Origin of the sequence: Psychrobacter sp. 1Y1 (genome assembly GCF_051847395.2) — a bacterium.
Lineage (GTDB): Bacteria > Pseudomonadota > Gammaproteobacteria > Pseudomonadales > Moraxellaceae > Psychrobacter.
This window is the reverse complement of record NZ_JBPYDF020000001.1, coordinates 2,549,284-2,574,413: the sequence shown is the minus strand read 5'-3', so window position 1 is coordinate 2,574,413 and position 25,130 is coordinate 2,549,284. Positions and strand designations below refer to the sequence as shown.

Genomic DNA, 25,130 nt, shown 5'->3' with positions numbered 1-25,130 from the left:
TATGACTACCTCAAACAATGAACCTGATAAAAAAGCTCAGCAAAAATCTGTAAACAAGATTAAAACGCCAAGCAGCAATAAAGTAAAAACTAAGAAAAAACTGAAAATTGGGTTTTTGATTCCGCTGGTTATCTTTATTGGTTTGGTCGCTATGCTCTATATGCGTCTGGGCAAACCGACTGATATCGTGACCAATACGGCGCTTGAGCGTCCAGTACCTGCCTTTGAGTTGCCATTGTTATCAGATACCAGTCGTATCATGACCAATGACAACTTGCCAGATAAGCCATTCCTCATGAATATCTGGGGCTCTTGGTGTCCAACTTGTATCATTGAGCATCCTTTTTTGATGAAGCTAGAAGAGCGCGGTGTTAACTTGGTGGGCGTAAACTACAAAGATGATATTGGGGATGCGTTAGGGTATCTGAATCGCGGTGGTGACCCGTTCTCTATGTCTATTCAAGACTTGTCAGGACAGTTTGCTCTAGATTTGGGTCTGACTGGTGCGCCTGAGACTTTCATCGTCGATGGTGATGGGATTATTCGTCAGCATATCATCGGTGAGATTAATGAGAGCAATTGGCAAAGTCGTATTACGCCTTGCTTGATGGTACTCAATGACGCTAGTAATAATGGTGTCAGTCCAGATTCGAGCCAAGTTGCGGAGGCGTGCAAATGATAGCCTACCAAATAAGAAAGGCGACCATAAAGTTAGCAAGCTTGTTTATCGCTTGTCTATTGAGTATGGCAAGCTTTGCTGCCATTGATGTCTACGATTTTGATTCTGTGCAACAAGAAGCCCAGTATCGGGGTCTCATTGAAGAGCTACGCTGCCCGAAATGTCAAAACCAAAACTTGGCAGGGTCTGATGCACCCATTGCTCAAGACTTAAAGCAAAAAACCTATGATTTGATAAAAGATGGACGTAGTGATGGCGAGATTCGAGCCTATATGCAAGAGCGCTATGGCGACTTTATCAGTTATAAGCCGCCAGTACGTCCTTCAACATGGATTTTATGGTTTTTCCCACCGTTATTATTGATTATTTTATTGGTCGGCTGGTTTTGGCAAAGTAAACGCCGTCAGCTTGTCGCCAGCGGCGAGAGTGGTGTGGCAGTAGACAACCACGTCAAAGCGTTGTCTGCCGCTGAAAAAGCAGAACTTGATCGCTTATTGTCACGAGCCAATAACGATGACAAAGACGACACTACGAGCCTTGGGGGCAAAAAATGACCATATTTTCTACTGTTGGCTTATTTATTGCGCTAAGTTTACTTGTCGCTCTTTTATTGGGTGTTATCACCATTAAGCCGTGGTTAAGAGCACCGCGTTCGCATAGCATGCCTGTGGACAATCAACTGCTGGATATCAACGTTGCTGTGTTTCGTGAGCGACTAGCAGAGCTGAAAACAGACAAAGACAGTGGTATCATTGATGACCATCACTATCAAAACCAGAAGCTTGAGCTTGAACGTCAGCTTTTGGATGCTCAGCGTGAAGTGTCACCGATGGTTACGCCAGGTATCAAAAACCGATTGATTATTATGGTTTGGGTGCCTGTATTGACTGCTATGGCGTATCTGATGGTCGGTGATCGCACACCTGTATTTGAGCTGTGGGCTGCTGAGGACAAAGTCGGCCAAGTGGCAGATGACTTACTGACAGGTAGAATCGATCAGCCACCGGCTTGGGCAATTGAAGATGGTAATCAGCTGATTAGTGCCATGCAGACTAACGTCTATCGTCATGCCAGTGACTACAATCGCTGGATGCGCCTGTCGGAGCTGTTCTTGTCATTAGAGGCGACTGATTCGGCATTAGAGGCTTTGTCGCGCGCTTATCGTCTATCACCTGATAACGAAGAGATTGCGACCACTTATGCGCAGATTAGTTTCTTTGCTAATAAGGGTCAGTTAGATGCCAATAGCCGCCGAGTGTTAGAAAACATACTGGCCACAAACCCAGAGCATGAGGGCGCACAAATGCTTATGGCGATGGGTGAGGCTCGTGCTAGTAACTTCGATCAAGCGCAAGGCTGGATTAAACGTCTGCGTGACAGTATTGCGGCCAAACCAGGCGATCATACGCAAGCGCTATCAAGTCTAGATGAGCTTAGTGCTAATGTGGTGATGCAGCAGCAGCAAGCCTCTGAAGGCGTCGAAGTAACAGTCAAAATAAATGCTAGTCTGTTACCCTTGGTAAAAGCTGACGATACGCTATTCGTAGCGATACGTGACGTGAAAGGTGGTCCACCATTTGCGGCTAAGCGTCTACCAATTAGCAATATCAAACAAGGCGAAGCAGTTATTAGCCTAAGTGATCTTGATGCTATGATGCCAGAACGTACCCTAGGATCGGCTCGTTCTGATAAAGTACAGCTAGCGGTCATCGCTCGTATCAGTCATAGTGGCAATGCTACCGCAGAGTCAGGCGACCTCTCGGGCAATCCAGTGGTTATCAGCGCAGAACAAAATCAGGTCAACGTGGAAATCAATCAGCAAGTTCCATAGTTATAGTAGTATGATAAATACCGGACGCTAATGGTATTTATTATACAGACGCTGTTGCTCAGTACGGACGCGAGCAGCAGTGTTATGATTGTTCTAATTTGAAAGAGATATGAAGTGAAGGTAACCCAGATATATAAATGGGCATTTTAAACGCAGTCAATGCTGCTACTTTTTATCTTGAATTGACCATGTATGAACAGATAAGTCATGCCAACTTATCACATCAATAATGAAAATACTTGAGCTTTGCAGGGCTACAAGGTAAGGTAGCTTTGCAAACAACTAATCCCAGAGTTTTATTAATCCCAAAATCCTATCTATTAAGGAGAGTCGTGTAATGATGCGTATTATTTTACTAGGACCACCAGGCGCCGGTAAAGGTACCCAAGCCCAGTTTATTTCTAAAGAATATGATATTCCACAGATCTCAACTGGCGACATGCTACGTGCAGCAATTAAAGAAGGTAGCGAGCTTGGCAAAAAAGCCAAAGATATCATGAATGCTGGTGGTTTGGTTTCTGATGACCTCATTATCAACCTAGTGAAAGAGCGTATCGCTAAGCCTGATTGTGTGAATGGTTGTATCCTAGATGGTTTCCCGCGCACTATTCCTCAAGCGCAAGCACTTGCAGACGCTGATGTTGCTATCGACCATGTTATCGAAATCAGCGTACCTGATGACGAAATCGTGAGCCGTTTGTCTGGCCGTCGTCAGCATCCAGGTTCAGGTCGTGTTTATCATGTCGATCACAATCCACCAAAGGTTGAAGGCATCGATGACGTCACTGGTGAAGCGCTCATCCAGCGTGAAGATGACCAAGAAGCGACTATTCGTGACCGTCTATCTACTTATCATGAGCAAACATCAGCATTGGTTGGTTTTTACCAAGACAAAGCTAAAGAAGGTGGTGATGCGCCTAACTATGACAAGTTTGATGGTACGCAAGGTATCGATGACGTTAAGCAGCAAATTTTGTCTGCACTAAAAGGCTAACTATCGAGGTTAGCTAATTGATTTAGCCAGTCGATGTAGTCGTTGAAGACCCTGTTTAATAGCAGGGTTTTTTTATGGCTGATAATTTTATGCCTCATAAAACATACCCACAAAAAAACCGCTTACTCATTATAAGTAAACGGCCTTTTATCAAATATACGACTGGTAGAGCTCATATATTTTAATTAATACTTATGCATTACCTTGAGCATCAACTTGTGCTTGCTGCTGGCTTTGTGCATACGCTTGATCAAAGTTCACAGGTGCTAGTAGCAATTGTGGGAAGCTACCACGTGTCACGATGTCGCTGATGACTTCACGAGCATATGGGAACAACACATTAGGGCAGTATGCGCCTAGGATTTGACCGATTTGATCTTCTGGAATGTCTTTTAGTAAGAAGATACCTGCTTGATGCACTTCAGCGATAAATGCGGCTTCTTCCGCATTTTTGGCAGTAACGCTCACAGTTAGGATGATTTGATAATGATCGTCATCTAGTTTTTCAGCGTTGCTAGACAAATTGATATCAAGCTCTGGGTTCCACTCTTTGGTGAATACGCTAGCGCCTGGGACTTCAAGTGACATGTCTTTTACGTAAATGCGTTCTAGTGCCAATTGTGGTTGTGCTTGTTCTTCAGCCATGGTAAATCCTCTAAAATTAAATCAAATGATTGGGCAAATCGTCATTTTAATAAAAGTTCATTGTAATATAAATCGAGACTATTTTTTGGTATTGTCTCGATATTTTTTATCATTACTTCTTACTACTCTATTAAAACGTGCCACTGTCTATCTTTACATAAATAAAGACAGACAGTAAAGAAAGGTAGCAGATTAACCTGCCAATAGCTCGTCAAGTTTGCCTTGCTGGTTCATTTGGTTGAGCTCATCAAAACCACCGACGAAAGTTTCGCCAACGAAGATTTGCGGCACAGTGCGGTAGTTATTGGTTTTTTTCATCAGCGCTTGACGCTCTTCGCTGCTCATATCGTGCATGCCGATTTCTTCATAATCAACGCCTTTGGTTTTTAGTAGTTGTTTGGCGTTTGAGCAGTATGGGCAGATAGGGGTAGTGTAAACTTTTACAGATACAGTCATGGTAAATCCTTATTTATAAATGTATGGAATAACAAACGTATTATAGAGAGCATGATAAATTATCATAGTCTAAGCCTTGGTATAGTCTGTTATCAATGAGTAAAGTACAAATGCATTCGGTGATGCTCATAACTAAAGTGGGGATGGGCATAACAAATTCAAGCCGTTTTGACTCAAAACGTATTTTAGTGCTATAAAACGTGGTAAATAGGTCGTAAAAAATAAGCCACAAAAAAAGACACCTGATAAAAAGGTGTCTTCTTGATAGCATTGGTAGCGCTGATAACGTTAATCAGGTCGCTTAAACATCAGCTAAGTGAGGTGTATAATCGCTTCACTTAAGCGCCTATACAGGTCTATTACTTGCTTAGACTTGGTTTTGTTTTACCTTTAGCCTTTGCTTTGGCATCTTTTACACCAACCAATGGCATGCCAGCGCCTTGCCAGCCGCCAATACCGCCCTCTAAGCGATAGACACTATCTTTACCAATCATCTGAATCGCAGCGCCTGCTTGGACGCCCATGTCGCAGATGATAATCACCGGCTGCTCAATCGCGCGAATCTCTTCTAAGCGGTCTTTGAGGTCAGTGAATGGTATGTTGCGGCTGCCTTGAATATAGCCTGATTCAAACTTCTTCTTAGCGCGAATATCGATAAGCTGCGCGTTTTGAGAATTGACCATCATGCCAAGCGTGTTAGGCGATATTTTTCTACCGCTACGTTTGTTTTCAATCGTAAAAAACAGTATAGCAAGTACGGCTAATATACCAAATAAAAACGGGTGGTTGCCCACAAATTCCAGCGCACGATCCAAACCATACCTCCAAAAAAATAAGTGTTCTATTAAGCTGAGAAGACAGCCCAATGATAATGAACAAGGCGCTATTATACCGATAAGGCCATCTATAGTAAACGGGCGATGACATAGGCAATAATTGGGCGGTTATTGCACCTATCTATGGATCTTCTCAGCCTAATAAAAATATCTATTTACATGACCGCTTTGAATTAAGACGGACACTAACAAGCCAAACATTAATAAGGCTTCGTATCTGCCTCTTCTCGTAGCGTAACAAGGTTTTCAACGCGGCGCTGCAATACCTCACCATCAGCTACTGCTTGCCATAATGCGCAGCCTTTGCTGTTGTGAGTATGGCGACAGTCACGGAATTGGCAGTCACCAGCCAATGGTGCTAGCTCGACGAAGCCTGAAATAATATCGTCAGGGGTAAGGTGCCAAATACCATATTCACGAATTCCTGGTGTATCAACGATACCGCCTTGGGTGAGATCTTCTGGATTGAATGGCAACAGTCGGCTAGTTGTCGTGGTGTGCTGACCGAGCTTAGAGTTTTGTGAGATGATATTGACGCTCTGTCCAGAGTCAGGCAGAAGGGCATTGATTAAACTGCTTTTTCCGACGCCAGATTGACCCGCAAAGATGACCAACTTTTTATCTATATAGCGTTTTAGTTCATCAAGGCCTTCTTGCTCATCGCTCTCAGCGATATTTTCAGGGCAGTCGACCGAAGTTAGAACACTTTCATAGCCAAGCGCGGCATACTGCGCCAATAACTCATTGGTATCCACACCATTTTCTTCTGCTAATAAATCGGCTTTGTTGAGTACCAGTAGTGGTTTGACACCTGCATGATGGCATACCACGAGATAGCGATCGATCAGCGTTGGCGCGGCGGCAGGCAGTGGCGCAAAAACAATCGCCAAAATATCGACGTTGGCGGCAACAGGTTTGAGCTTATGATAGCGGTCAGGACGAGAAACCAGTGATGTACGCGGTTTGACCGCTTCGATACGTCCAAAACCAGTATTAGAGTCAGCATTCCAGCGCACTTGATCGCCAGCAGCTAGCATCGGTAGATTGGTACGCACATGACAGCGCCAAATATCATTCAATTCAAGCGTTTGCCAGAACGGCTCAGGATCATCAGGGGCAATCTCTGGCTGCTCAGGTATGACAGCTGGCAGGCTAGTGACTTGCACTTCTAGTTGTTTACCGTAATGCGCCATGACCACGCCATCCATCAAACTGTCATCAATACTATCTTGGTTGGACAGTTGCTGCTTGTCGATGCGACGAATCTGTTGTTTAGTCAGCTTGCGTTGCCGGATTAATGCCATGGGTTTTTGACCTATTATAAAAATATTGCTAAGTGTAGCGTGAAAATTTGCTAACATACAGCCTAAAGCGTCTGCGGCAGACAGTGGTTTTGTAATATTTTGGCTGCTTGCTAAATTTTTTGAATCAATCAGTGCATTGCAATGCTGTCTGAATATGAGTATTCAACCGTAATACGTTTTTTAAATTATGTTTAAAACTGTCCCAAAATTTAATGACCATAGGATATTGTATGACTACCGGTGACCATCCCAATAAGATTAAAATCAAAAATCAAGGCAAAAAAGGGCTGGTGTGGATTGATTTAGAAATGACCGGACTTGATACCTTAAACGATGAGATTATCGAGATTGCTACTGTCGTTACTGACGAAGATTTGAATGTACTTGCTGAAGGGCCTGTGTTTGCTATCAAAGTATCGGATCAAGTCTTAAATAAGATGGATGACTGGAATACCAAGCAGCATGGTCAATCAGGATTGGTCGATCGTGTACGTCGTAGTACGGTGACATTGGCCGAAGCGGAAGCTGAAACCATCAAGTTCCTAAACAAATGGGTCGATAGTGGTAAATCGCCAATGTGCGGTAACTCTATTTGCCAAGATCGTCGATTTATGGCGCGTCAAATGCCAGAGCTTGAGCGATTCTTCCATTATCGTAATCTTGATGTGTCGTCAATTAAAGAGCTTTGTTTCCGCTGGCGTCCTGATATCTTAAAGAACTTCGAAAAAGGTGGCAGTCATTTAGCCCTAGATGATATTCGTGACTCTATCCGTGAGCTAAAGCATTACCGTCAGCATTTCTTTAAATTGATGGATTAGATAGTGAGCGATAAGCAGTTCAAGATTGTAGTAAACGTAAAAAGGGTCTGTTGAACTATCAACAGACCCTTTTTGAACTGAAGAGATATTTTTTAAGATGCATTGTTTAAAACGCCATTAAGTTTAAAGCGCCATTAAACGCATTTTAGCGAATAAGACATTCAAACTCATATAACTCAAACTCAGTATCATTACTGCTTAAATTGTTACTATTCAAACGGTCATTTGAATGCTCATTATCTGTCACTACCCCAATCACAGCGCTTACTTTAGGCTGGCGCGTATCTTTATCTAACAATCGCCAGTCGCCAAGCACGTAGCGCTTTTTCTCATTAGTTGCCTGATGAATGTCTGGACGATGAGTATGTCCGTGTAATAATGCATCGCTAGTAGTGATGGCTTGACGTACGGCTTTATCATTCACGTCCATGATATAAGCCGCTTTGTTCGCATTGTTCTGTTGGCTTTTTTTGCGCATGTTGTCTGCGATGGCTAAGCGTTTTTCTAATGACTTATTAAGCAAATACCACTGAGTTAAACGGTTGCGCATAATTTTGCGAAAGAACTGATATTTCTTATCATCAGTACAGAGTGCGTCACCGTGCTCTAAGCGGTAATTCTGCTGACCAATAGGCAAAGTATACGGCTCGTTGATAAGCTCACCACCGAACAGATTACAAAACGGCTGACCCAATAAAAAATCACGATTACCGTGCATGACCAATATCTCACAGCCATTGATACGTAGCTGCTTTAGCTTTGCAATCAATGGGGTTAGCCAATGCGTTATTTGTTCATCCTCTGACCTTTTCTCTTTTAATAGGGACAAGTAGGTATCATCACCCAGCCACACCTCAAACCAATCACCCAATATAAAGAGGCGTTTGAGCGCAGGCAGAGCGAGACAGTCATCTAATAGCGCCAAAAAAGCCTGCACTAAGGCAGGCTCCTGAGGCGATAAATGCAAATCGCTAATCAATACTTGCCGCACTTGATGAGGGCGGGTCGTGATTAAGTGATTAAAACTTTGCATTTATCTTGGTCCTTGTGACTTATCGTATGGCGAGCATGATTTAATAAACTCTACTAGAAAATGCTCGCTCATTCACAGCTATCGCTAAGTAACTATTACTGAATAGCTGCTATTGAATGACTATTACTGAGTAATGATGGTTGCTGAGTTGATAACAACTGGCTCTTTTGGCACATCAGCATGCATACCGAAACGACCAGTTGGTACGCTGCGCATTTTTTCGATAACGTCCATACCGCTTGTTACTTTACCAAATACGGTGTAACCCCAACCTTGCATGTTTTTGCCAGAGTGGTTTAGGAAGTCGTTGTCTTTTACGTTGATGAAGAACTGGCTAGTCGCTGAATGCGGATCTTGGGTACGCGCCATTGCGATAGTACCTTTGTCATTTTTTAGACCATTGTCCGCTTCGTTTTCGATAGGCGCATTGGTTGGTTTTTCATTCATCTCAGCGTCCATTCCGCCGCCTTGAATCATGAAACCATCAATGATGCGATGGAAAATTGTACCGTCATACTGACCAGATTTTACGTAGTTTAAAAAGTTTTCTACGGTTTTCGGTGCTTTTTCTTCGTTGAGTTCGATAACGATCGCACCCATATTGGTTTCAAGTTCTACTACTGGTGGCATGTCTACCATGAGATATTCCTTTTTGATTGCAGCGCCTTAAATAGCACTATTGTGAGTGGTGGTTAAAAAGTTACGGGTAGTCTAACGGCTTTTTTATCCCGTGTCATGTATCAGGCTGTTAATGCGTTTGCGAAACCTGATAGAATAACGCAACTTTACCCATTTTTGACAAATTTTGATAATGCGGTCGCACTATCTAAGTTTTAATATTCTCGCTTTATTTTAATATTCTCGTTTTATTTTAACACTTTAGTTTAAACGTTTCGTGATGCGTGATGGCACGCACCATGAACTGACAATTTGCGTTAGGAGCAATGCCCGATGAGTGATCACTCAAGCAACAATGCACAAAAAGATGAAGCAAAAAACGATTTTATTCGTAATATCATTCGTGACGATGTCAATGCGCAAAAATATCAGCAAATTGTAACGCGCTTTCCGCCTGAGCCAAATGGCTACCTACATTTAGGCCACGTAAAATCTATCTGCTTAAACTTTGGTGTGGCCAAAGAGTTTGGCGGTGTGTGCAACCTACGTTTTGATGACACCAACCCAACCGCTGAAAAGCAAGATTACATCGACAATATTAAGAACGATGTGCAGTGGTTAGGTTTTGAGTGGGCAGGCGAGGCGCATCATGCCTCAGGTTATTTCGATCAGTTGCATGCATGGGCAGTTCAGTTGATTGAGCAAGGCGACGCTTATGTTGATTTGCAAACCCCTGAGCAAATCAAAGAAAACCGTGGTTCATTCAATGAAGCGGGAACGCCTTCGCCATATCGTGATGCCAGTGTTGAAGAAAACCTAGCGCTGTTCAATGATATGAAAGACGGTAAATACGCTGAAGGGAAGGCTATTTTGCGTGCGAAGATTGATATGGCCAGCCCAAATATGAACCTACGTGATCCTGTTATCTATCGCGTGATGCATCAAGAGCATCATCAGACTGGTGATAAATGGTGCATCTATCCGATGTATGACTTTGCTCATCCACTCTCCGATGCGTTAGAAGGGATTACCCATTCGTTATGTACGCTTGAGTTTGAAGATCATCGTCCATTCTATGATTGGGTCATCGAAAAAATCGGCTTTGACGTACCGCCGCATCAGTACGAGTTTAGCCGCTTAAACGTTGATCATACATTGACCAGTAAGCGTAAGCTAAAGCAGCTAGTAGATGAAGGTATCGTCAGTGGTTGGAATGATCCTCGTATGCCGACTGTCGCTGGCATGCGTCGCCGTGGTTATACGCCAGAGGGCTTGCGCGATTTTTGTGAGCGTGTGGGTGTGACCAAAGCGGATAGTGTGGTTGATTTCCGTTTACTAGAATTTAGTGTTCGTCAATCGTTAGAGACGACTACTGGTCGCGGTATGGCGGTGCTAAAGCCATTAAAAGTGACGATCACTAACTTTAGCGAAGCGGTCAGCAGCTGGGAGTCGCAAAAAGCCGATAGCGTTAATGCACGTTTTGACGATGCGACTCAGACGCTTTGGTTGACTCAGCCCAACCATCCTAACGTGGATATGGGTGAGCGTGAGATTCCATTTACCGAGACGCTATACATTGATCAAGGTGATTACGAGATTGAACCGCCAGCAGGCTATAAGCGCCTCTCTCCAGAAAAGCCAGAGATTCGTCTGCGTAACACCTATGTGTTAGCCGTCACTGAACATATCACTGATGAAAATGGCAATGTCGTTGAGATAAAAGCGACGATTGATCCTGCTACTTTGGGCAACAACCCTGAAGGGCGTAAGGTCAAAGGCGTGATTCATTGGGTATCAGCCAGTCAAGGTGTGCCAGCGACGGTACGTATGTATGAGCAGCTATTCAGTGCTGAGGACCCAAGTGGCGTCGCTGATGTTCATCAAGCGCTAAACCCGAACTCGCTCACTGAGCTAAATGCAGTGGTTGAACCATCTTTGGTCAATGCAGATGCTGGCACGCGCTTCCAGTTTGAGCGTGAAGGTTACTTCATCTCTGACAGCGAAGATCACAGCACTGATAAGCCAGTATTTAACCAAATCGTTAGCTTACGTGATAGTTATAAACCAGCTTAACTTATGTTGGCTTAGTATTTAAAAGTATCCTTATCCAAATAGACATTTTGAAATAATACTGAACAATAGTAGTTTGCAAGTTAGCCCATTTCTAGTACGCTAGGGATGGGCTTTTTTGTGCGCATTTACAAAGTTGAGCATAGTAAGATTTGAGGAAATAAGAATGGCAAAGTTTCTAAACAGCAGTGGTACAACGTATCATTTAGAAGAGTTGATTAAAAACGCTTCTGATAGGTTGATTATTATTAGCCCATATTTGAAGCTTAATGAACGTATCAAAGAATTATTGGAAGACCGCAACCGTCTCAAGATCGACATTCGAATTGTTTATGGCAAGAATGATTTGCACCCTGAAGAAATAAACTGGCTCAAAAACCTGACCTTTATTCGTACTAGCTTTTGCAAAAATTTACATGCGAAATGCTACCTGAATGAAAATGAATGCATTATTACCAGTTTAAATCTTTATGAGTTTAGCCAAGTTAATAACAATGAGATGGGTGTACTGATTTATCGTAATGATGATGCCAAACTCTATGCCGATACTTATGAGGAAGCGCAGCGCATTATTCGTATCAGTGATGAAGTGAGAATGTCTCTTGAAAAAGTGACCGAAACTGAAAGTAAGTCTGAGCCTAGTCCCAAAATAATAAGCGCTACTACCAACGCAACTGTCAATGCTACGACAGAAACCACACCTAATTATTCTAAACTGACCACCGCCAAGCTTGCTAAAGAGTTGGGCTTTAAAACTCAAGAGTTGAATGAAAAGCTGCTTGCAGCGGGTTACTTAGAAGCGCAAGATGGTGAATTGGTATTGACTGATGCTGGGCGTGTGGCTGGTGGCGTGAGTAAAAAAGGCAAGTTTGGTGAGTTTTGCTTATGGGATGCAGGGATGGTGGTTTAATAAATAATTGATATATCTACTTAGGGTTAAATGGAATAACCGCATTACAATCCGTCACAAGACATTCATAACCAGTTTGTTACTATAAAGTCAGTTTTTACGGATGTGCTTTGCATTTTTATGGCGAGCACATCGATGATAATAATATAGCGCGCGGCCAACGGGTCGATACAAGCGTTCATCAACATAGCTAAGGAATAAAGCATGGCACATTTACGTTTAGGCGATACCGCACCAAACTTTGACGCTGCGACCACAGAAGGCGATATTAATTTCCACGAGTGGGCAGGCGATCATTGGGTGGTTTTTTTCTCACATCCTTCAGATTATACGCCAGTATGTACCACTGAGCTTGGTCGTACCGCAGCACTAGGCGGTGAGTTCCAGAAGCGCAATGTTAAACCAATTGCGCTATCGGTTGATGGTTTAGAAGATCATAAAGGTTGGGTAAGTGACATTGAAGAAACCCAAGGTACTGCTGTCAATTTCCCTATCATTGCAGACCCTGAGCGCAAGGTTGCAGATCTTTATGACATGATTCATCCAAATGCTGACAATACAGCGACGGTCAGAAGTGTGTTTATTATTGATCCTAAGAAAAAAGTACGCTTAACACTGACTTATCCAGCCAGCTGTGGCCGTAACTTTGATGAGATTATTCGTGTGATTGATGCGATGCAATTGTCTGATGAATATAACGTAGCAACGCCTGTTGATTGGAAAGATGGCGACGACGTTATCATTCCTCCAAGCGTGAAAAACGAAGATATCGCTGCTAATTATCCTAAAGGTCATACCGAAATTAAGCCTTATTTACGTACCACACCTGCGCCTAACAAATAAGTTAAATGCATGTGGTATTGATAAGTGATTAAGAATTGCTCAAAAATTAAAAGCCCTATAACGGAATGTTATGGGGCTTTTTGTTATTCAAACTCTCATCAGAACAGCGAGCTCAATAAGGTTTTGCTATGATGAGCAGAGTAGGCTATAACTGTTATATAGCGTGTTGATATTCTGAGCTATACGCTATATGCAATAACCATAATAAAGCCTATCAGCGCTAAGTCGCTTTGAGTCCAACTTACAAGGAGTTTGCCATGAAAAAACTATACGTCACTCGTACTGCCCCCAATCCACGTAAAGCACTTATTCTATTAGCATCGAAAGGTATCGATGTCGATGATATAGATGATATCGACTTAGTAGACATTGACTTTGCGGCTGATGAGCAGATGTCAGATGAATTTACTAAAATGAATCCAATGCAGACAGTGCCGGTACTAACGCTAGATGATGGTACGGTGCTCAATGACTCACAAGCGGTATGTGAGTATCTTGACCGCGTGTATGGCGAGCGCTCGGTGATGGGCAATGATGTGGTGCAGCGTGCGCAAGTGTGCTCTATGCGCCGTATTGCTGAATTTGAAGTGCTGTATAACTTTATGCTGGCGTTTCAGCACAGTCATCCATCTAAAGCACAACGTATTGAGCAAGTGCCCGAGTTCGTCGCACCATCAATTGCTCGTGCGGTCAAAGCCATGGCGTATTTTGAGACGATATTAGAAGGTCGTGAATACCTAGTAGGTGAGCAATTAAGTTTTGCGGATATCGTGCTATATCTAAGCTTGGATTTTGGTAAAGTATTGAAGATCAATCCTAATGAGCAAGGCGAAAACCTAGCTCGTTTTTATCAAAAGATGAATGAACGCTTTAGTATTAAAAATATGGCTAAAGCCAAACCTGCAAGTGTGAATGACTAAAAGGTTCTAGAAAAATAGTTTAAATCATAAAATTTATCTATTAACCCATTTGGTAAATTGATCGCTATAAAGCAAAACAGCTAACCTCAATCGTTAGCTGTTTTTTTATGAAATATAATAAAAATCAACATTTCGTTACATAGGTTAATAGTGCCAAGGTTATAGTGGTTAGTCTAGCTTAGTTATATCAATTATGTTTCTAAATTATTTATTAAAGAGGACTGTTTTTAAATTATGACTTCTTTTGAATAGGTTTTTTAAAATATAGATGGTACGCGAGATAAGTTGTACAAGCTTACTAAGAGGTATGTAATATGGTAGGTAGCCGAAACAAGCCAACGTTAAAATTACTGCTATTACCCAGTATGATGGCAGTTAGTCTGATGCTAAGTGCGTGTCAAAAAGAAGCGGCGTCTAGCGAAAATGATACATCGCAGGGTGCTGAAGCTGGCGAGATGACAGACTCAGCCGTAAGTGAAGGTCTGGTATCTAGTATGAGCCCTACATCAGACGAATCTGAACCTGTTGAATTAACCGCTCAAGACAAGCTGACGACCACCTTATCTCATCATCGCTGGACGTTAGTAAATGCAGTCGACGCCAATGAACAACCTATGGTTGAATTTGCGAATATCAACAGTCAGGTAACGCTTGCATTCAACCAATATCAAGGGCAAGACACGCTAAGCTATAGCGTAGGCTGTAATACGATTAGTGCTGGCTATCAGTTAAAAGGGCATACCTTAACTACTGAAGAGGGTATGAGTACGAAGATGTCTTGTGGCGATTTAGACGTGGCTGAAAACACCTTAAACACTTTGATGCAGGGCAGTAGTGAGTTCAAAATTGATCAAGGCGATAATCCAGTATTAACCCAGTTTACCGACGATGATGTAACTCTGGTTTGGAATGGTAGGCTTACTGCACAAGCGAAATATAACAGTAAGGGTGAAACGGTGTTTTGGGCAGTAAACTCCGAAACTGTACCTTGCGAAGCAAGCAAACCTGAGCAGTGTTTACAAGTTAAGCCTATTACTTATAATGATCAAGGTATTAAAACTCATGAAGGACAGTGGCGAGTATTCGTTGGTGAGATCGATGGCTATCAGCATGACAGCAAACACGAAGAGGTGTTACGCTTACAACGCTATCCGCTACATATCGATGAATTATCAGAGACTAATGAGCCAACTAAAGATGATACTGCTTATGAAAAGTATGCTTATATATTAGATGCTGTGATTAAAAGTGCAGTTGTAGAGTAGCCTATTATAGTTTGAGCTTTGAAATGCTCATAGTCATAAAAAAACACGCGTCTAATAGCGCGTGTTTTTTTATGGGATGTCTACTTTGTTGTTTATCTATTTTGACGATTGTTTGCTCTAACACCTAGCTATTTTAACGCTGATCTTTAACGTAAGTTACCCAAATCTTCTTCAGTCAAGCGCCAACGGCCTTTTTTCTTGGAAGCACCGCGACCACGCATAGCGCTATTCAATATCAGTTTGTTCATTGAATGGCTTGAGTGAGCATGACAGATGGCGCAGGCAAGACCATCTGCAGCATCTTGTTGCGGTACGACTTCTAACGCTAATATCCGGCACACCATCTCCTGTACTTGTTCTTTGGCCGCTGCTCCATAGCCACAGACGGCTTGTTTGATTTGCCGAGCCGTATATTCTGATACTTCTAAATCTAGTGCAACCATCGCTGCAATCGCTGCACCTCGTGCTTGCCCAAGCTTAAGTGCAGAATCAGGGTTTTCCGCCATAAATACTTGCTCAATCGCCGTATAGATAGGCTCGTCTGCGTATTTTAAATGATGCTGTGTGATACGGGTTAGTCCATTAAAGATACGCTTGAGGCGTTCAGGCATCTCTTTGGTATCTGTACGAATCGTCCCTGCATCGATATAGGTCAGCTTGTCACCTGTCTGCTGTACTATCCCATAACCGGTCATGCGTGACCCTGGGTCAATGCCTATAATAATTGCCATAATATTCCGTCTTGCTTACCTGTCATTTTATATTCAGTCCTATAGAAATCGGATATGGAGTCAGACTCGCTTAGCCTACTGCTAGTAGCACTGACGTTTGTCTTCCTTGTATCCAAATTATATTGTACCGACTATATGGCTTAAAAATTAGCCTTAAGTTTGATAGTATAGCAACCAATCCCCATATACATCATATGTTAGCCATTTTAATTTTCATGGCGCTCAATTTATTGGTTTTTATTTTATAGGACGACACTTTATGGGTCAGATAGTTGGTATAGCCATCGTTTGGTTTATTATCGAGATGCTACTGTGGTATTTGCTTGCTCAGTTTATGAGCGGCTGGTGGGTGTTTATGTGGTTTATTATCGCCGCGGTTATCGGTATCTCTTTGATGCGCAAAGGTATGGCTGCTCTTAATCCAATGGCACAGCAAATGAAAGCTGGTGGCATGATGAACCCTGCGATGCGTCCGCCAGAGACCACGATGATTAAGAGTATCGCGATGGCAGCTGCAGGTATTTTATTGCTTATTCCTGGGGTACTTAGTGATTTGATGGCGCTGTTGGTGGTATTGCCACCTGTGCAGAAAAAGCTAAAAGACTTGGCCAATAATTATGTCATGAATAATCAGCAAAAAATGATGGAAATGATGGCGAAGCAGATGGGTGGTCAAATGGGTGGTGGTCAAAATCCATTTGGCGGTGCTGGTGGTATGGGCGGTCAAAACCCGTTCGGTGGCGCAGGTGGCATGAATGGCCAGAATCCGTTTGGTCAACAGCAGCAAAACCCATTTGGTGACGTGTTTAAACAACATACTACGGTTGATGGTACTGCCAAAAACATCCCTAAAGATGTAAAGAAAATCACCAAGTCTGCTAATGACGAATAACCATTCAGTTAAATCATAAGCATAAAAAAAGCCCCTTTCATCAATGATAAAAGGGGCTTTTTAGTGGTAGTAAATAAATTATAAGAAATATATTTACTAACCGAATGAAACAACCGAAGTGCCGCTGTAAGATGGTGACCCATGAACCGTGAAGTTCAGGGCGGATGCGTCATCATCTCTGCAGGTTTCCTGATACACCGCAAGCGGTGCAGGCATACACAATGAGACAATAGGTACCACATCCTGGTAAAGCATTATCGGCTCAGGGAATAAACATCTACTAGCCAACACTTCAGAATAGTTTTATCTTAACCAATGAAAAGAGTGATTGCAAGTCTGAATTACAGATTGATACGTAGCTTGGTTAGTTGGCCGCATTTATATTGTCTTGCATAGAAAAAGCATCACAAGATAACCCTATAAAATTATTCATAAACTCACGAAAAATGCTCAGTTTTTCAGCTATTTCAAGATGTGTGTTAATATAGAGGGCTTTATATTCCCTTACACAGCATTATAGGCGTTCATTCACTCGAGGAGCGGTAATATATGACCAGTACCCAACAAGCATCAGACTCTATTGATAATAACAAAACACAGCTTAGCAATAACCAAGACGGTGCACAGAATAAAAAAATACCGCATGTCTTGATGATATTGGACGGCTTTGGTCATCGTGAAGAAGATAAAGATAACGCCATCGCTGCTGCCAATATGCCAAATTTAGACAAGATTTATCAGCAATATCCTCATGGGCTTATTTCAGCTTCAGGGGAAGATGTTGGTTTGCCAGATGGTCAGTTTGGTAATTCAGAAGTCGGTCACATGAACTTAGGCGCAGGGCGTGTTCTTTATCAGGACTCAACACGTATCTCAAGTGAACTTGCCAATCGTGAATTCTATAAAAATGAAGCATTGGTCAATGCCGTAAAAGCGGCTAATGAGCGTGGCGGTAACGTCCATATTATGGGCTTGCTCTCTGATGGCGGCGTCCACTCACATCAAGACCATATCGAAGGCATGTGTCATTCAGCATTGGTCCATGGTGCCAAGAATGTCTTTATTCATTGTTTCTTAGATGGCCGTGATACCCCGCCTAAATCTGCTGATAAGTACATCAATCGTCTGCGCGACTATATTGATAAATTGAATGCTCATTACGAAGGTGGCCGCGTACAGATTGCAAGTATCATCGGTCGCTACTATGCAATGGATCGTGACAATCGTTGGGATAGAGTGCAAAAAGCCTATGAGCTGATTACTGAAGGTAAAGCTGATCGTCTATCGACACGGGCAGATGGCGCTGTTCAAGCTGCTTATAAAGCGCGTGAGACTGATGAGTTTGTCAGTCCAACGACTGTGATTGGACGTGATGAAGTGCCATATACTGTCAATGATAACGACGCACTTATTTTTATGAATTTCCGTGCTGACCGTGCTCGTGAGCTTGCCCAAGCGTTTGTTCTGCCAGATCATGAGTTTTCTGGATTTGCGCGTCAAAAACAGCCAAAGCTGGCGGCATTTGTGATGTTAACTAAGTATTCAGATGTCCTAGCTGACAATCCAAAAACCAGCATTGCTTACTACCCAACGTCTTTGGCCAATACATTGGGAGAGTACTTGCAGGACCAAGGAAAAACTCAACTACGTATCGCTGAAACTGAAAAATATGCGCATGTGACGTTTTTCTTTAGTGGTGGCCGCGAAGAAGAATATCAGGGTGAGACCCGCATTTTAGTGCCATCTCCAGACGTTGCAACTTATGATTTACAGCCTGAGATGAGTGCGCCTGAAGTCACTGATAAATTAGTAGAAGCGATTGAGTCTGGTAAGTATGATGTATTGGTGGTCAATTATGCCAATGGTGATATGGTTGGACACACAGGTATCTTTGATGCAGCGGTAAAAGCGGTAGAAGCTTTGGATGTATGTGTTGGCCGTATCGAGTCAGCGGTGCGTGCTGCTGGTGGTGATATGCTTATCACAGCCGATCATGGTAACTGCGAGCAGATGCAAGACTATGAAAGTGGTCAAGTACATACACAGCATACGACAGAACATGTACCATTAATTTACGTAGGTGAGCAAAAGCTGCAAGTACGCCGTGGCGGTAAACTTAGTGATGTGGCACCGACTATTTTATCATTGATGAACGTTGACGCCCCTGCTGAGATGACAGGTGAGAGCTTATTGGTTCCAGCAGTCTAAGCCAGTCGAGTTAAACCACAGTACTTGAATGACTGTGGTTTATATCAATTCGTTAGCTGTACCAGAAGATATCGAAAAGGAAAGGATAACCTATTATCCTTTCCTTTTTTTGTGATACATTTTACTTAATTTACTTGCAATACTATGCTAGTTCGAAATATGCGTTTGGTGCTATCTTATAAATCGCTATATAACGATAAATTCGTATTCTCTATTATTCAAATGAGTTCTTTTATGCAGCCTATTTCTTTTGCACGTTCTTTTTTATCCAAAGAGTTAAGTAAATCAGTAGGGAAGGCATCAGTCGCGTCCAAGATTTTGCAGCCTGCAATTTTAATAGTTGTGCTTGGTTGTGCGATTAGCGTAAATGCACAAGCAGCAGTGGGAGCTTCTACAAATAATGATAATCCTACGAATGGTCTACAGCTCATCAGTTTGAATGCAGATGAGATAGCGGATGAAAACGACGCTGATAATTTATCTAACATTGCTGATATGCTAGATGTCGCTGATGAGCCAGATGACTCGATAGATAGTGTGCCAGATGAAAGCGCGCTAACGGATGATGCTGATGATATTGATACGGAGATTCCAGCAGAAGTTGCACAAGTATCGCTAAATGCTATCTCTCCTGAGACGCTAAAGACATTTGTGGCTGTTGTAGATTTAATACGTCGTCAATACGTCGATGCGGTCAATGATGAAGAGTTATTTAGCAATGCGATGAGCGGTATGCTGACCAAACTTGATAGCCATGCTGAGTTTTTGGACGCAGAAGCTTATGAGAATCTGCGTGCTTTCACTGAGGGCGACGTTGGTGATATTGGTATTAAGGTTAATTACCAGCCAGAGGCAGGTTATTGGGTTGTGACAGAGGTTATCGATGATTCACCTGCAGACAAAAAAGGCATCGCAGTTGGTGATTATTTGCATCAAATTGATGAGTTTAAGCTAGACGAAGGGCGACAGGTTAATGATGTTGAGCAGCTTTTGACGGGTATTGCTGGTACGCAGGTAGATATCATCACTTCTAAAGCTGGCCGCCGTAAGCACACAACGACGTTGCAGCGTAATAATAGTCATCCGCAGATTGTCGAGACCAAACTGGTCGATGGTATTGCCATTGTCAAATTACCGGCGTTTCAAAACAACAGCCGTGAGAAGTTACTAGAAGGTTTAATTAACTTAAACGCTCCGATATCAGGAATTTTACTAGATATGCGTGATAATCCAGGTGGCGTACTGACATCAGCAGTGAGCGTGGCCAGTTTATTTATGGATGATACCGATGTGGTGCAGGTGCAAGCACGTCAAAATAAATCACGCGTACTATCGACCCAAGGTGATGCGATACTTAAACCTTTGCCTTTAGTGGTATTACAAAACCGCTATTCAGCATCAGCGGCAGAGGTGCTTGCCAGTAGTTTACAAGCACAAAAACGCGCTACTATTATCGGTGAGGTCAGCTATGGTAAGGGTTCAGTACAATCGGTCATACCGTTAAACGATGAGCAAGCCGTCAAATTAACGGTGGCCAACTATATGACAGCAGCAGGCAAACAAATAGATGAGATCGGTGTAGAGCCTGATGTGACCTTATCTGGCAGCGAGAACACGTGGGAGCAGCAAGCTTTAGAATTAGTAAAGGCGCGAGCACTTGATTCTGGCATTCGCTTTGTTAGAAAAAATGCTACGAAAGAATAGAATTTCGTAGCATTCAATTAACAGTACATACCATTCAACGCTTAAAAATATTTGATGATGACGTTCAAAAGAAACTAGTCGAACGCATCTTCAGAAATTTCGAGCTTTTTCATACGGTAGCGTAAAGAACGAAAGGTGGTTCCTAATAATTCAGCTGCTTGGGTTTTGTTCCAGCCAGTTTGTTTGAGTGCCGTGATAATCAGCTGCTTTTCTTGTTCCTGTAAATAATGCTCTAACCCTTGAGGCGGTAATTGACCGTCGAACAATTCTTGTAAACCTGATGTGTCTTTAGAAGTTTCTTGTTGGGCGGTGGAGTCAAGGAGCGACTCTTTGGCATGAGTACTTGCTACGTTAGTTGACAAACTATCATTACTAGTTGACGAATGCTGTACCATTGAAGGGTAGTGGTTGGTGTTAGTACGATAAGGATGTAAATTGGTTGCCCTTTGCTCAACCTGCGCCGTTGTATTATTGCTAGATTGAACGTCTATTTGATTTTCTAAGTTACGGGCAAGTAGCTCAGAGTTATCGATAGCTGAGCTATGATTTTGCTCTTGTGTATTTACAAGCTCAGTTTCAATGTCAGGAAGACCTAAATGACTAACGTCAATGTATGAGGTTTCAGCTAACGTAACTGCACGCTCCAATAAGTTGCGTAGTTCACGGACATTACCTGCAAAATCGTGGCGTTGTAAGCGTTCGCAAGCTTCCATTGTCAATGACGGCGGCGACTCTAATTGCCAATCATTAGAAATCATCGCCAAAAAGTGGTCTGCCAACACAGGGATGTCATCACGGCGTGCATTAAGCGTTGGAAGCTTTAGCTCAATGACATTGATGCGATAATACAAATCTTGTCGAAATGCACCATCTTGTACCAATTGGCTCAGGTCCTTGTGAGTGGCAGACAAAATGCGGATGTCTACTGGAACTTCTTTTGTATCACCAATTGCCCTTACTGTTTTTTCTTGAATGGCACGTAACAATTTAACCTGCATGGCTAAAGGTAAATCTGCTACTTCATCTAAAAATAACGTGCCGCCATTGGCTTGCTGGAATAACCCTTGTTTATCAGCGACAGCCCCTGTAAAGCTGCCTTTTTTATGACCAAAAAACTCCGACTCCATTAACTCCGATGGTATCGCACCGCAGTTCACTGGCACAAAGCTGCCATCACGCCGTGGACTTAAATCGTGGATCAATCTGGCGACCACTTCTTTACCTGTGCCAGAAGCGCCCGATAAAAACACAGGTGCCTGTGAGCGTGCTAGCTTTAAAATGGTATTTTTGAGGGGATGCATGACAGCAGAATTACCAATCAATCTACTATCTAGCATTTTCTGTTCAGGAGAGCATTCCGGTGCGGCCTGTACTTCGTTATCTTGATGAATAACTTTTATGGCATTCTCTACCAGTTGGCGCAAACGTGGTAGTTCTAGCGGTTTATTGACAAAATCAAAGGCACCAAGCTTTAATGCCTCAATAGCTAAATCCATGCTGCCATGAGCTGTAATCACCGCTATTGGAATATTAGAGCTATTGCTAATTTCTTTTACCAGCTCAAGTCCCGAGCCATCTGGCAGTTTTAAATCCGTCAGACAGAAATCGTAGTCATTGTCTTGCCAAAATGTTCTTGCTTGCGACAATGTATAAGCCACATCACTTTTAATACCCATTTTAGTCAAGGTAATTTGCATTAATCGACATAAGTCTACTTCATCATCGACGACTAGCGCGGTTGTTGTCATACATCATCTCATCGTATTCAATAGCTATAAAGTCAATAGCTGGGTCTAAATGGGCGTAATAGCTTTTGAAGAATAAATTTAGGAAAGTTTTTCTTCGATAGTTTGAAATTTATTATCAGATTTAATAGAAGGTACAATTAATCGAAAACATGTTTTCTCATGTTCAGGAATGTAGAGTAAACGCGCTTGATTGGCTTCACAAAATGCTTGTGATAAATAGAGCCCCAGTCCTGTACCAGCTTTATCTGTTGTAAAAAATGGATCGAACAAAAGTTCTAAATTTCCAGAACTAACACCATTACCATTATCTAATATATCGATTATAACATCGTTGTCTGCGCAGTAAATGTCGATTTCTACATAAGCATGAGGATGAGCATAGCTGCTATAACGCAGGCCATTATTGATTAGGTTGATCAATATCTGCTCTAACTGATGAGTATCAAATGATATGATGGGTTTGGTTTTTATTCGTAGAAAAATGTCGTGTCCTTGAAAGTAATTCTCCAAAAACGATGGCATCCATTCAGCCAATTCGAGCACCTGCTGGGTAGCCGTCTGCTGACGAGACAGCTTTAAAATATCTTCGATGATACGGTTTACACGTTTTGTCTGTGAAAATATCATTTCATAAAGCTCATGGTTGCCGGTCATGGCAGCATTCGATTCATTTGTTAATGCACTATCATCTTCCATTTGTTCTGCAACATCTTCCATTAATAGCTGGCTGGCTTGCGATATCGCTGCTAATGGGTTTCTGATTTCATGAGCAATGCTGGCAGTCAATTGCCCTAAAGAAGCCAGTTTCAACTGTTGAGCACTGGCTTGCTCACGGCGTAAATCTTCTAATATGACAAGTTTGCTATCGTCTTTTAGTGGAATAATCTGTACGCGTAATTTGCCAAATATTGAGGCATTTGCCACAGCTGGCACATCGTAGGTAAAAGCGCGTGACTGCCCAGATGCTACCGACAAGCAGGCATTAAATAACTGTGTATGCTGCTTATTGAGTTGCTGCTCAAAATTGGAGAGAAGTGCTTTGTTATGAGTCTCTTTTGTATCGTCAAGGGTATTCTGTGCTGTGACAGGCGTGACAAGAGAAAGGCTCAGCAATTGATGTGCGGCAAGGTTTGCTAAGACAATATGTTGCTTATCGATAACGATAACACCATTCACCATCTGTGTGATGACCTCTTGATTAATCACGTTTAGTCGCTCGACTTCCTTAGCATGGTTTGCCGCGACTTTCTCAAGCTGTACCAATCGTTGAGAGATAGACCAGCTTAAACCGCCCACTGCTAAAAAACTCGCTGACATCAGTAGCGCATCACCTAGATTGGCTAGACTCATGCTGTTAGCAATAGCGTAAAAAAACTGCTGATAAATAACGAGAATGATGGCAAGTAAAGTAATAACCAACGCTTGTGAGCCATGTAGTAGCATAAAGCTAGCCGCGACGACCACCATGTATAGCATGGTTAACTGCAAATCAGGGTTGCCTGTCGTGTAGAGCAGTAGACTTAATATAATAACGTCTAAGGCCAGTCCGAATGCCAGTTGGCGGCGCATATGTTTTGTAACGACATAAAATAATCCAAGCAGTATCAAACTTAACAGTACATAGAAGCTTAGAGTCGTTTGTTGTAAAAAACTCGGTAAAGAAGTGCCATCACCTGTACGAGCACTAATGTATAGCATGAGCATAGAGAACAGGCTAACAACGAAGCGATAGCTGCTATAGATCAGCCCCAACTTACGCAACTGCGGCAGAGGAAGCGTATCGTCATGATGTACATAACGAGTAATGGCAGAGCTAAGATTGGTAGCAGGGTTCATAAACTGGCCGTAATAAAATAAAGGCTAAAATGGTGGTTTATGGTTGAATCAGACCATGACGAATGGCCAAATGAGTCAATTTAACATCACTATCAACCCCAACTTTTTCATAAATACGATAGCGATACGTATTAATGGTCTTGACGCTAACAAACAATTGATCAGCTATTTGCTGAGGGCTTTGACAATTAACAACCATCATGGCCACTTGTTTTTCTCTGTCACTTAATAAGTCAAAAGGTGAGTTTGCATTATCAGACAATAAAACATCTGCTAACTGTTCAGCCACATCCTGACTGAAGTAACGACCTCCTTGATAAATCTTTTTGACCGCACGTATCATTTCATCAAGCGGCGTGCCTTTGGTAATGTAACCATTGACACCTGCTTTGATCAGCATTGAGGGATAGGGCTGTGCAGACATACTACTGACCGCCAAAATCTTGATACCCATATCAAGTTGTATCAGACGTTTGGTTGCTTCAAGCCCGCCAATATTCGGCATGTTGACGTCTAGCAAAATCACATCAGGATGTAATTGTTTGGCTTGTTTGATAGCCATATCACCGCTGTCTGCTTCACCTACCACTTCAATATCGGGGCTGTCTGACAACATACGGCTAATGCCCATCCGTACCAAATCATGATCATCTACCACTAATACTTTAATCATAACCATACTCTTTATTGATTGTCAGAATGAACGCTTTATTAGGTTCAAATAGTATAAAAAACGAATATATTTCAACCATTGTTTGTATCTTTGTATCTTTGTATCTTTGTATCTTT

General features: G+C 42.4%; 23 protein-coding genes and 1 other RNA gene. 13 read left to right on the top strand and 11 right to left on the bottom strand.

Translation table 11 applies throughout. The annotated features are described in order from the left end of the window. The first annotated feature begins 1 nt into the window (after position 1). The 4 genes from ACS8FA_RS24740 to adk all read left to right on the top strand — a co-directional run bounded on the left by ACS8FA_RS24740 (position 2) and on the right by adk (position 3,504). Positions 2-679 carry a DsbE family thiol:disulfide interchange protein gene (locus tag ACS8FA_RS24740; protein WP_439265324.1) on the top strand — a complete coding sequence of 226 codons (678 nt, stop codon included), beginning with the start codon at positions 2-4 and terminating at the stop codon, positions 677-679. Beyond that, positions 676-1,233, top strand: coding sequence for a cytochrome c-type biogenesis protein (locus ACS8FA_RS24735; protein ID WP_439265322.1), 558 nt, complete (start codon positions 676-678; stop codon positions 1,231-1,233). The genes ACS8FA_RS24740 and ACS8FA_RS24735 overlap by 4 nt, the downstream gene beginning before the upstream one ends. Then, entirely contained in the window at positions 1,230-2,510 is a 1,281-nt protein-coding gene (gene ccmI, locus ACS8FA_RS24730) for a c-type cytochrome biogenesis protein CcmI (protein WP_439265320.1), read from the top strand. Before ACS8FA_RS24735 ends, ccmI begins: the two co-directional genes overlap by 4 nt. A 340-nt stretch (positions 2,511-2,850) precedes the next feature. Continuing rightward, complete coding sequence (gene adk, locus ACS8FA_RS24725) at positions 2,851-3,504, top strand: adenylate kinase (RefSeq protein WP_179798483.1); 654 nt, start codon at positions 2,851-2,853, stop codon at positions 3,502-3,504. A gap of 192 nt (positions 3,505-3,696) precedes the next feature. On the opposite strand, the gene secB is transcribed toward adk, so the two are convergent. From secB to rsgA, 4 genes are all read right to left on the bottom strand, one after another. Beyond that, on the bottom strand, positions 3,697-4,149 hold the full coding sequence (gene secB / locus ACS8FA_RS24720; RefSeq protein ID WP_057760989.1) for a protein-export chaperone SecB: 453 nt from the start codon (positions 4,147-4,149) through the stop codon (positions 3,697-3,699). Positions 4,150-4,341: 192 nt separating this feature from the next. Further along, the gene (gene grxC, locus ACS8FA_RS24715) at positions 4,342-4,605 is read right to left on the bottom strand and encodes a glutaredoxin 3 (protein WP_021813631.1); all 264 of its coding nucleotides are present in this window, start codon (positions 4,603-4,605) and stop codon (positions 4,342-4,344) included. 359 nt (positions 4,606-4,964) lie between these two features. Beyond that, on the bottom strand, positions 4,965-5,420 hold the full coding sequence (locus tag ACS8FA_RS24710; protein ID WP_057760987.1) for a rhodanese-like domain-containing protein: 456 nt from the start codon (positions 5,418-5,420) through the stop codon (positions 4,965-4,967). A 221-nt stretch (positions 5,421-5,641) separates the two neighbouring features. Next, positions 5,642-6,745, bottom strand: coding sequence for a ribosome small subunit-dependent GTPase A (rsgA, locus tag ACS8FA_RS24705; protein WP_261869670.1), 1,104 nt, complete (start codon positions 6,743-6,745; stop codon positions 5,642-5,644). Between the two features lie 230 nt (positions 6,746-6,975). Between rsgA and orn the strand changes: the two genes are divergently transcribed. Continuing rightward, positions 6,976-7,563, top strand: a complete 588-nt coding sequence (gene orn, locus ACS8FA_RS24700; protein ID WP_201548866.1) for an oligoribonuclease — start codon at positions 6,976-6,978, stop codon at positions 7,561-7,563. A 145-nt stretch (positions 7,564-7,708) separates the two neighbouring features. On the opposite strand, the gene ACS8FA_RS24695 is transcribed toward orn, so the two are convergent. Then, a complete protein-coding gene (locus tag ACS8FA_RS24695; RefSeq protein ID WP_439265316.1) occupies positions 7,709-8,596 on the bottom strand; it encodes a UDP-2,3-diacylglucosamine diphosphatase in 888 nt (295 codons plus the stop codon). A 123-nt stretch (positions 8,597-8,719) separates the two neighbouring features. Continuing rightward, positions 8,720-9,235, bottom strand: coding sequence for a peptidylprolyl isomerase (locus tag ACS8FA_RS24690; protein WP_057760980.1), 516 nt, complete (start codon positions 9,233-9,235; stop codon positions 8,720-8,722). Positions 9,236-9,547: 312 nt separating this feature from the next. Between ACS8FA_RS24690 and ACS8FA_RS24685 the strand changes: the two genes are divergently transcribed. From ACS8FA_RS24685 to ACS8FA_RS24665, 5 genes are all read left to right on the top strand, one after another. Then, complete coding sequence (locus tag ACS8FA_RS24685; protein WP_439265314.1) at positions 9,548-11,287, top strand: glutamine--tRNA ligase/YqeY domain fusion protein; 1,740 nt, start codon at positions 9,548-9,550, stop codon at positions 11,285-11,287. A gap of 163 nt (positions 11,288-11,450) precedes the next feature. Further along, entirely contained in the window at positions 11,451-12,194 is a 744-nt protein-coding gene (locus ACS8FA_RS24680; protein ID WP_439265312.1) for a phospholipase D family protein, read from the top strand. Positions 12,195-12,398: 204 nt separating this feature from the next. Further along, positions 12,399-13,037 carry a peroxiredoxin gene (locus ACS8FA_RS24675; protein WP_075107566.1) on the top strand — a complete coding sequence of 213 codons (639 nt, stop codon included), beginning with the start codon at positions 12,399-12,401 and terminating at the stop codon, positions 13,035-13,037. A 257-nt stretch (positions 13,038-13,294) separates the two neighbouring features. After that, positions 13,295-13,957 carry a glutathione S-transferase family protein gene (locus ACS8FA_RS24670; protein WP_439265310.1) on the top strand — a complete coding sequence of 221 codons (663 nt, stop codon included), beginning with the start codon at positions 13,295-13,297 and terminating at the stop codon, positions 13,955-13,957. A gap of 314 nt (positions 13,958-14,271) precedes the next feature. Continuing rightward, the gene (locus ACS8FA_RS24665; protein ID WP_439265308.1) at positions 14,272-15,222 is read left to right on the top strand and encodes an META domain-containing protein; all 951 of its coding nucleotides are present in this window, start codon (positions 14,272-14,274) and stop codon (positions 15,220-15,222) included. A 146-nt stretch (positions 15,223-15,368) separates the two neighbouring features. On the opposite strand, the gene ruvC is transcribed toward ACS8FA_RS24665, so the two are convergent. Next, on the bottom strand, positions 15,369-15,953 hold the full coding sequence (ruvC, locus tag ACS8FA_RS24660) for a crossover junction endodeoxyribonuclease RuvC (protein ID WP_057760973.1): 585 nt from the start codon (positions 15,951-15,953) through the stop codon (positions 15,369-15,371). 259 nt (positions 15,954-16,212) lie between these two features. Here ruvC and ACS8FA_RS24655 point away from each other — a divergent pair, with 259 nt between their 5' ends. Then, the gene (locus tag ACS8FA_RS24655) at positions 16,213-16,845 is read left to right on the top strand and encodes an FxsA family protein (RefSeq protein ID WP_057760971.1); all 633 of its coding nucleotides are present in this window, start codon (positions 16,213-16,215) and stop codon (positions 16,843-16,845) included. Between the two features lie 106 nt (positions 16,846-16,951). Here the strand turns inward: ACS8FA_RS24655 and ssrS are convergent. Next, positions 16,952-17,147: non-coding RNA, 6S RNA (ssrS, locus tag ACS8FA_RS24650), on the bottom strand. Between the two features lie 247 nt (positions 17,148-17,394). Here ssrS and gpmI point away from each other — a divergent pair. Beyond that, positions 17,395-19,053, top strand: a complete 1,659-nt coding sequence (gene gpmI, locus ACS8FA_RS24645) for a 2,3-bisphosphoglycerate-independent phosphoglycerate mutase (RefSeq protein ID WP_165597015.1) — start codon at positions 17,395-17,397, stop codon at positions 19,051-19,053. Positions 19,054-19,287: 234 nt separating this feature from the next. Next, a complete protein-coding gene (locus ACS8FA_RS24640; RefSeq protein ID WP_439265306.1) occupies positions 19,288-20,757 on the top strand; it encodes a S41 family peptidase in 1,470 nt (489 codons plus the stop codon). 74 nt (positions 20,758-20,831) lie between these two features. On the opposite strand, the gene ACS8FA_RS24635 is transcribed toward ACS8FA_RS24640, so the two are convergent. The 3 genes from ACS8FA_RS24635 to ACS8FA_RS24625 all read right to left on the bottom strand — a co-directional run bounded on the left by ACS8FA_RS24635 (position 20,832) and on the right by ACS8FA_RS24625 (position 25,014). Next, on the bottom strand, positions 20,832-22,505 hold the full coding sequence (locus tag ACS8FA_RS24635) for a sigma-54-dependent transcriptional regulator (protein ID WP_439265305.1): 1,674 nt from the start codon (positions 22,503-22,505) through the stop codon (positions 20,832-20,834). A 78-nt stretch (positions 22,506-22,583) separates the two neighbouring features. After that, a complete protein-coding gene (locus ACS8FA_RS24630; RefSeq protein WP_439265303.1) occupies positions 22,584-24,341 on the bottom strand; it encodes a sensor histidine kinase in 1,758 nt (585 codons plus the stop codon). A gap of 37 nt (positions 24,342-24,378) precedes the next feature. Continuing rightward, positions 24,379-25,014 carry a response regulator gene (locus ACS8FA_RS24625; RefSeq protein WP_101206382.1) on the bottom strand — a complete coding sequence of 212 codons (636 nt, stop codon included), beginning with the start codon at positions 25,012-25,014 and terminating at the stop codon, positions 24,379-24,381. Between the last annotated feature and the right edge of the window lie 116 nt (positions 25,015-25,130).

Bases quoted from the DNA above. Each gene is read 5' to 3' on its own strand.
- ACS8FA_RS24695 (WP_439265316.1), bottom strand. From the start codon at position 8,596: ATGCAAAGTTTTAATCACTTAATCACGACCCGCCCTCATCAAGTGCGG.
- ACS8FA_RS24675 (WP_075107566.1), top strand. From the start codon at position 12,399: ATGGCACATTTACGTTTAGGCGATACCGCACCAAACTTTGACGCTGCG.
- ruvC (WP_057760973.1), bottom strand. From the start codon at position 15,953: ATGGCAATTATTATAGGCATTGACCCAGGGTCACGCATGACCGGTTAT.
- ACS8FA_RS24655 (WP_057760971.1), top strand. From the start codon at position 16,213: ATGGGTCAGATAGTTGGTATAGCCATCGTTTGGTTTATTATCGAGATG.
- rsgA (WP_261869670.1), bottom strand. From the start codon at position 6,745: ATGGCATTAATCCGGCAACGCAAGCTGACTAAACAACAGATTCGTCGC.
- ACS8FA_RS24740 (WP_439265324.1), top strand. From the start codon at position 2: ATGACTACCTCAAACAATGAACCTGATAAAAAAGCTCAGCAAAAATCT.
- grxC (WP_021813631.1), bottom strand. From the start codon at position 4,605: ATGACTGTATCTGTAAAAGTTTACACTACCCCTATCTGCCCATACTGC.
- ACS8FA_RS24680 (WP_439265312.1), top strand. From the start codon at position 11,451: ATGGCAAAGTTTCTAAACAGCAGTGGTACAACGTATCATTTAGAAGAG.
- ACS8FA_RS24690 (WP_057760980.1), bottom strand. From the start codon at position 9,235: ATGGTAGACATGCCACCAGTAGTAGAACTTGAAACCAATATGGGTGCG.
- ACS8FA_RS24735 (WP_439265322.1), top strand. From the start codon at position 676: ATGATAGCCTACCAAATAAGAAAGGCGACCATAAAGTTAGCAAGCTTG.
- ACS8FA_RS24635 (WP_439265305.1), bottom strand. From the start codon at position 22,505: ATGACAACAACCGCGCTAGTCGTCGATGATGAAGTAGACTTATGTCGA.
- ACS8FA_RS24630 (WP_439265303.1), bottom strand. From the start codon at position 24,341: ATGAACCCTGCTACCAATCTTAGCTCTGCCATTACTCGTTATGTACAT.
- ACS8FA_RS24685 (WP_439265314.1), top strand. From the start codon at position 9,548: ATGAGTGATCACTCAAGCAACAATGCACAAAAAGATGAAGCAAAAAAC.
- gpmI (WP_165597015.1), top strand. From the start codon at position 17,395: ATGACCAGTACCCAACAAGCATCAGACTCTATTGATAATAACAAAACA.
- ACS8FA_RS24665 (WP_439265308.1), top strand. From the start codon at position 14,272: ATGGTAGGTAGCCGAAACAAGCCAACGTTAAAATTACTGCTATTACCC.
- ACS8FA_RS24640 (WP_439265306.1), top strand. From the start codon at position 19,288: ATGCAGCCTATTTCTTTTGCACGTTCTTTTTTATCCAAAGAGTTAAGT.
- adk (WP_179798483.1), top strand. From the start codon at position 2,851: ATGCGTATTATTTTACTAGGACCACCAGGCGCCGGTAAAGGTACCCAA.
- orn (WP_201548866.1), top strand. From the start codon at position 6,976: ATGACTACCGGTGACCATCCCAATAAGATTAAAATCAAAAATCAAGGC.
- ACS8FA_RS24625 (WP_101206382.1), bottom strand. From the start codon at position 25,014: ATGATTAAAGTATTAGTGGTAGATGATCATGATTTGGTACGGATGGGC.
- secB (WP_057760989.1), bottom strand. From the start codon at position 4,149: ATGGCTGAAGAACAAGCACAACCACAATTGGCACTAGAACGCATTTAC.
- ccmI (WP_439265320.1), top strand. From the start codon at position 1,230: ATGACCATATTTTCTACTGTTGGCTTATTTATTGCGCTAAGTTTACTT.
- ACS8FA_RS24670 (WP_439265310.1), top strand. From the start codon at position 13,295: ATGAAAAAACTATACGTCACTCGTACTGCCCCCAATCCACGTAAAGCA.